We start from the raw sequence: 6,458 nt of genomic DNA on the forward strand, positions 1-6,458 counted from the left end.
CGCAACCTGCCTTACACGTACCGCCAACTGCACTATGTCAACAAACGAGAGGTGAACAGCACGGTTACCGACGAGAAGGGCAATACCAAAACGGAGACTCGAGTGGTGTACGACCACTATGACCGGTACAGTTTGGTCATCGACTTTCCTTGGGTCACCGGAATATCGGTCAGATCTGATTACCAGTCAGAGAACGACTATTCGCACCCCATGGACACGGCTTCGCCGGATTTCAATAAAGCGTTCCGTTTGACCGGTCGCAGCGAGATGCTCTGTGCGAAATTTATCAAGCCTTCGACGGTGCTGCACTTGCTGAAGCTATTCGACATTCTCGATCGTCCGAACCTGGAGTTCGCGGAAAGTGGAAAGCTTTGCCTCAGCTTCGTGAGCAGCGACCTATTCGCGTTCGGTACTGAGTATTCGCTGGCTACACCCAAAAGGTTTTACTCAGAAATATCTGCGGGTGTCGATCTGCCGCGCCTGATGTCTGTGCTCCAATGGAGCCATGCACTCAGTGAGCTGCACGATGACAACTTTACCTCCTCGCTCCCAACAAACCGCCAAGAGAAGTAAGCAATGGACATTACCCTCATCCTCTCCGCTGTGATCGCTGTAGTCATAATCATCGCGGGCTTCAGCATCTACAACGGCATTATTGGGGGACACAACCGAGTACAACGTGCCTGGTCGGACGTCCTCGTTTACGAACGCCAAAAGACCAAAGTTCTCGATCAGCTGCAAAAGGTGCTCGCAGATTTCATGGTCTTTGAAGCCAGCCTCCTCGAAAAAATCGCCGGCCTTCGCAGCGCGGTCCACGCCCTTCCTGCTGGAGCAGACGGCAATGCCCTCACGAAAGTTGAAAGCGCCTCGCGGGAACTGATGGGTGGCTTGCGCATTGCTTTTGAGGCCTACCCTGACCTGAAAGCATCCGAAGCCGCGAACAACATGATGCGTGAAATTGCCGAACAACAAGAAAACGTAGGCGCAGCCATCACCATCTACAACCGCAACGTCGAACTGTTCAACAACTCCATCGAGATGTTCCCAGGCTCGGTCGTCAACGGCCTGTTCAACAAGAAAACGCGTGTGACGCCGTTCTCCGATACCGAAGCTTCGCAAGGCTTCTCCTACTCCCCGAATATCTAACACTTGTAGTGCTTCAAACCATCACCCGCGAGGGTGATGGTCGACCACCTCCCTCATTTAGCCGAACACGAATGTCCGTGCCCAACCCATAACCTTGTGGGCAAGTTCACAGCAGCGCCTACAGGTTTTGGGTGTCCGCAAATTACGCATCCACCACAAACCCTGTGGGAGCGAGCTTGCTCGCGAAGGCGCCAGAATGAACACCCAATCAATCACCAAGTGTCCCCGACACCTACATCACCCCGGCAACTGCAAATTATCCAGCGCCCGATTCACCGCCAACTCCCCTAGCATGATCAACTGCGCAATCCCCGCCAGCGCATGACGCTGCGACACCGGCAACAAGCTGGCGATGTTCTGCGCGAGGGTTTTGGCCGAAGCGAGTGTTTCACTGGCATCCACCAGCAATTCTTCAGTTTTGTTGTCCGCCGTCACGGCATACATCCCACGGGTTTTACGCGGCGGCGGCGTGGAACCGGGCGGACAGAGGTAATGGTCGAGCGCGCGGTCGGCGGCTTCGTGGAGTTTTTTGGAATCGATGGATTCGTAGGGGGAAACCGAGGCGGTTTCGGGTGGGTTGGGTGTAGGTTTGATCATGGTGAAGCTCCTTGATTGTTGGAGCCGCCACAGTTCGCTGCGAAACGAAGGGAGGTGGCAGCTGTACGCAGGTTCGCAGACCGGGAATCAAGGAACCCGGCATACCCGAAGGTATCCCGCGCACAGCCGCCATGAAGCACCATCGCCAAAAATGGCAACGATTGGGAGCGCTGTGCGCCTTGATTAATCCGGGCTGCGAAACCCGATCGCTGATTCGTCAGCGACCGAACCACAATAGAACCCGCCCCCAAGGCGCACAAGCCGGCGGATTCTGGCGTAGCTGTAGGCAAAGGCGCAAGGATGTGTAGCCTGGGAGAGTGTCTGGAGATGTTTTTTTAAACGCCGATGTTTACCTTGACCTTACTGCGGAAAATGTCCCCTAAATAGATCCGTCCACTCATCGGGCCACCTGACTTGCGTTTTTGGACTACATCTCAGACTCGATGGCTGCTCTCGGCCAGAAGCGGTCGCCCGTGACAGCCCAGCATTCGGCCAATAGCAGTCATTCGACTATTGGCCTTTAGCGCCCAATATCAGGCTAAAGTCTTAAAAATTTATTTTGCCTAATCCTACGTTGCAATTGTCCGCTCTCACCTTTCCAGCTAAAGTAATTCCGATATGAAAAACGACTATTTTTGAGTTGTCGAATATTTTTATGGTGCTTTTTATATTATTTGTACTTAGGAGCGAAAAGTTGAGTACCTCAAGACATCACCATTATCTATCCCAGTGTTACCTGAAGGGTTTTACGCAAGGTAGCGCTAAAAAATCAAAGCTTCTAGTTTTGGACTTAAAGAGCAATAAAAAATTCGAATCAACTCCAAGAAATGTTGGCGGCATGCGTGATTTTAATCGTGTAGAAATTAATGGTATAGATCCAGAAATTATTGAGAAAACACAATCCGACTTTGAGAGTAAAGCAGCAACGGCACTCAAAAAGCTTGAAGAAACGTCTGATTTTTCTGGTGAGACGAAGGATGTGATTCTAGAATTGATTGGTATGTTAGCAATCAAATCTCCAGAGATGCGGGAGCATTTGGCTAAACCGCAAGCCCAGATCGCAAATCACATAATGGCAATGACTTTCGAGTCAAAAGAGCGATGGGAGTCTCAGATTGCTCAAATCAAACAAGATACAGGTGAGGATATTTCAGGAGGTACAACCTTTGAAGAAATGAAAGCTTTATTTGAGCAAGGTGCTTTTGAAATATCCGTATCCAAAGAGCATCAGATACATGTGGAGCTGGTTGGAATGCAGAGAATTACAGAGCTACTCCATCAAAGAAATTGGATTGTATTAGAGACTGGCGACGAGGCTGGAGAGTTTATTACTACTGATAATCCTGTTAGTTTAACCTTTCATAATCCGGCATTATTTCCTTTTATGTCACCTGGATTTGGATTGCCAGATACAATGGTTTATTTTCCGGTTTCCAAGAATCTTGCTTTGATTGGGGAGTTTGGTAGAGAAGATGCCGTAAAAACGGCAAATAAACATTTAGTGGCAATGTTAAATAGCAAGATTATAGCAAACAGCTACCAGCGTGTCTTTGCATCAAAAAGCAATTTTAATTACATTGCCAAGGGTGGTGCTATGCAGTTGGGAAGTAAACTGGTGTAACGAGTCCCACAACTCATTAAAGCCAAAATCGCTTCGCATTGCGTCTTAATTCAGGTTTTTGCGATTATCAGTCTTGCCTAAAGATAGACGTTCGTGAGTCACATATATCAACCAGAATCAGACGCTCAACTAGTGAACATTTTTTCAGAGCTTTTAATGATGTGAAATTTTATCGGTGCAAAGGGATGAATGATGCTCAGTCAAGATAAATACTGCTTAACGGTTAATGTCCTTGGCCGAAATCCTGAAATTGAAATATCAAAGGAAAAATTTGAGGATATTAAACAATGCATTGCAACATTAAGTGCCGCGTTAGCTGTCGAGGAAAAGTATGAGCTTATCACCTGTAATTATCTTGAATATGAGCAGGATCTGCTGAGCTGTGCCCTAGCACATCAGTTGCGTTTCTCCGCTGACTATATAGATATGTTTGATGAAATTACAAAGTTCAATAGGCGAATAACAAATATATTGACTTCGACACGCATGTACATGGACCACATGCCAAGGCACTTGAGTAAGTGCTTGGCAGCTGAGGGGAGTGCTGGGGTAAAGTCGTTTTTTGAAGGACTCACACATGGGGAGTATGATGCATATTTTGAATATGCTTTTCTCGAAGCGTTGAGAAACCATCTCCAGCACGCAGGCCTATGCGTTAGCCAGGTAACATTGGATAATAGAAATTATGAGGTCAATGACGGGGGACGTCTTTGGGAAAACCGCACTCTGGTATTCACCGATAAGAAACTGCTCAGTGGTAATCCAGAATTTAAAAAAATTGTCCTAAACAAAATGCCTGAGAAGGTGGAGCTAACAACCGCGATACGGGTTTACATCGGGTGCATTTCTCGAATGCACGATAAAATTCGCGATAGAATTCAAATATCAGTTGAAGCTGCTCGCGCCTCACTTGAAGAAACACTAAAAAAATATAATAGCAAGTGTGCATCACCAACCAATATGGTGCATGCAAATCGATATTCATCTACTCAAGATACCCCGGTAGAGGTTTTACTGATATTTTTTGAGTGGGATAATATTAGAATAAAGTTGCAAAACAAGAATATGAAAAAAACAAATCTCTCGCGGCATTATGTCAGTAATCGTACGAATACAACAACTATTCTAACTGGCACCGGTAATCTTGCCTGATTTGCACCGTTCACGTGAGCGGAGCATTAGCAAGGATGGCATGAAAGGAGGATATTTTTCTACGGTTTAAGCTACAATCAAAGTATCTCGAAGTGTTCGATGTCCACCGTGAACGGCCGCTTATGGCTGATTTCTGCCAATCGCGAGAGGCAGAAATCGGCCATAAGCGGACAATGCAACTAGTACTCAGAACTCCCATGGATAGCCAAAGGTTCCCACTGCGTCTGCTGGGTTGAACTCTGACTGCCGCGCTCACCAACCGCCCGCGTAAAATTGGTTATCTAGATTGATTGTGAACTTCGCGCACCTCTGCCGGCGAAGCATCGCAATATTCTATTTCTAGAAAGTCCCACCCTTCCTCTATCAGTCCTTTCAGAGTGTATAAAAAATCACTGGTAATATCATAATTGGTTCGCTCGAAGCTGCTGAAATGTGGCAGCGGTGCGATCTCAAAAAACTCCCTTCTATCATTAACCCTATGACCTCTAAGAACTTCGTGAGCAGCTTGCTCGGCCAAATACTTATCGCCAACATTCCATACATGGTAAATTGTCATTGGCAGCGCGGTCCCGGTAGTATGGAGCTGCTTTCTCCTAGCAAGCGGGTCTTTGCTGAAGCCAACCTTGATCAAATTATTATTCAGGTGATCTCGGAATATATAAATAAACCCTGGTTGCGGTTCAGGTCTTTTGCTCATACTAACAGACTCCTTGGTTAGCTACGGTCCAAATCTAACCAGATAATGAAAAACAACTGTAAAAAGCATTAACGTGTCTGTTGTGCGGGGCAGCCAGCATTTTCGCCAAAGCCACGTATTACGGGACCTCCATCAGCGCAACGATGTCCTCTTTAGGTATAGCTAGTCCATTGCCCGTGAAGGTATGAGTAAGGTGGCACTCACCGCCATCTGATAGTAAATAGGCCCACAGCGTTGCGCAGTAGTCATCGATATTCGAGATTTTTCCTTTGAACTTGACTACGACGGGGTTCAGCCGTTCTTCGATGATTCCCCTCAGGTCGATCAACTCTCCGCTCCCACAAAAGCTGGGAGACCACAGATCCTGGATAGCCTCTGGAACCCGATAGCGAACTCCGCTTGGGCTAGAGCTGGCAGCAGTGAAGGTGTTCCATGCGTAGGGGCCACACATCTCAGCTGTAGAGCCTTCGTACTCGCTGCGAAGCTTCACGATTCCTCTAGCCGCCTGCTTTGCAACCAGTTGCTTCTCAGGTGAGAGCCATTCGGTGATTTTGTCTAGAAAGCGTCCCACACCTTGCGACGAGCCAAGCAACCCTTCATCAAACCATGAAGGGCAGCCAGCGTAGCTTGTTGAATGGTAGTAATAAGCGTGGGTAATGTCGGTACGAGGGGAAGTTTTCAGCAGGTGGCATACCACAAAGTGGAACCACGGAGAATTAATTTGAGAATACACCTCTGCGATTTGTAGCACTTCCGAAGCTCGAAGAACTTTGTCGATTTTCTCAGTGGGAACCGCATAGATTTCAGATAGAGATCTGGTGGCGTCCTCTCTGTGGTCACAACTAGGGATAAAACTCATCGTAGGCGCCCAGCCTCATCAACCCAATGAAGCCGAGAGCATAACAGGCTGAGCGCCCATAACCAGCTCGGTTTCCAGGCCGTCAGCGATGAAGATCCCTAAGTTCGTAGAAGCCTTCGAGTCACCGCTTCTGGCCGAACACCGCCCCTTGCGAGCGTCAGCAATGGGTCGAAAGCAGCCTTTTGTGAATGGCTGCTTTTGGCCGGTAGCGGACATTCTCGATTACCTGCATCAGGCCGGAGGCGGCAAGAAGCACTCCCTTGCGTATCGGCTTCCTGCTTTTGGAGTACCTTGAACCGGCATTCAACTAAACGGCAAAAATAACGACTCCGATCCAAAAAATCAGGGCCTCATAAGTCTCGGCATCTCCACCCCCTCCCCCAACC

The 6,458-nt window shown here is 48.0% G+C and carries 6 protein-coding genes and 1 pseudogene; 4 read left to right on the top strand and 3 right to left on the bottom strand.

The features are described 5' to 3' along the window. Together DBR18_RS30165 and DBR18_RS27945 are read left to right on the top strand one after the other, a co-directional pair. Window positions 1–573 (top strand): annotated as a pseudogene (locus DBR18_RS30165) (hypothetical protein); the annotation flags it as partial. 3 nt (window positions 574–576) lie between these two features. After that, window positions 577–1,146 (top strand): LemA family protein, encoded by a 570-nt coding sequence (locus DBR18_RS27945; RefSeq protein ID WP_108592763.1) that lies wholly within the window; start codon window positions 577–579, stop codon window positions 1,144–1,146. A 237-nt stretch (window positions 1,147–1,383) separates the two neighbouring features. Here DBR18_RS27945 and DBR18_RS27950 read toward each other — a convergent pair whose 3' ends face one another. Then, the gene (locus DBR18_RS27950) at window positions 1,384–1,743 is read right to left on the bottom strand and encodes a DUF6124 family protein (RefSeq protein WP_095136351.1); all 360 of its coding nucleotides are present in this window, start codon (window positions 1,741–1,743) and stop codon (window positions 1,384–1,386) included. 694 nt (window positions 1,744–2,437) lie between these two features. Here DBR18_RS27950 and DBR18_RS27955 point away from each other — a divergent pair. After that, window positions 2,438–3,364 (top strand): DUF4238 domain-containing protein, encoded by a 927-nt coding sequence (locus DBR18_RS27955; RefSeq protein WP_218277875.1) that lies wholly within the window; start codon window positions 2,438–2,440, stop codon window positions 3,362–3,364. Between the two features lie 192 nt (window positions 3,365–3,556). Further along, window positions 3,557–4,516, top strand: a complete 960-nt coding sequence (locus DBR18_RS27960) for a hypothetical protein (RefSeq protein WP_108592765.1) — start codon at window positions 3,557–3,559, stop codon at window positions 4,514–4,516. 277 nt (window positions 4,517–4,793) lie between these two features. On the opposite strand, the gene DBR18_RS27965 is transcribed toward DBR18_RS27960, so the two are convergent. Together DBR18_RS27965 and DBR18_RS27970 are read right to left on the bottom strand one after the other, a co-directional pair. After that, entirely contained in the window at window positions 4,794–5,213 is a 420-nt protein-coding gene (locus DBR18_RS27965; RefSeq protein ID WP_108592766.1) for a GIY-YIG nuclease family protein, read from the bottom strand. Window positions 5,214–5,331: 118 nt separating this feature from the next. Beyond that, window positions 5,332–6,072: a hypothetical protein gene (locus DBR18_RS27970; protein ID WP_108592767.1), complete on the bottom strand. Its 741-nt coding sequence runs from the start codon at window positions 6,070–6,072 to the stop codon at window positions 5,332–5,334. Between the last annotated feature and the right edge of the window lie 386 nt (window positions 6,073–6,458).

Source organism: Pseudomonas sp. HMWF021, from assembly GCF_003061005.1.
Lineage (GTDB): Bacteria > Pseudomonadota > Gammaproteobacteria > Pseudomonadales > Pseudomonadaceae > Aquipseudomonas.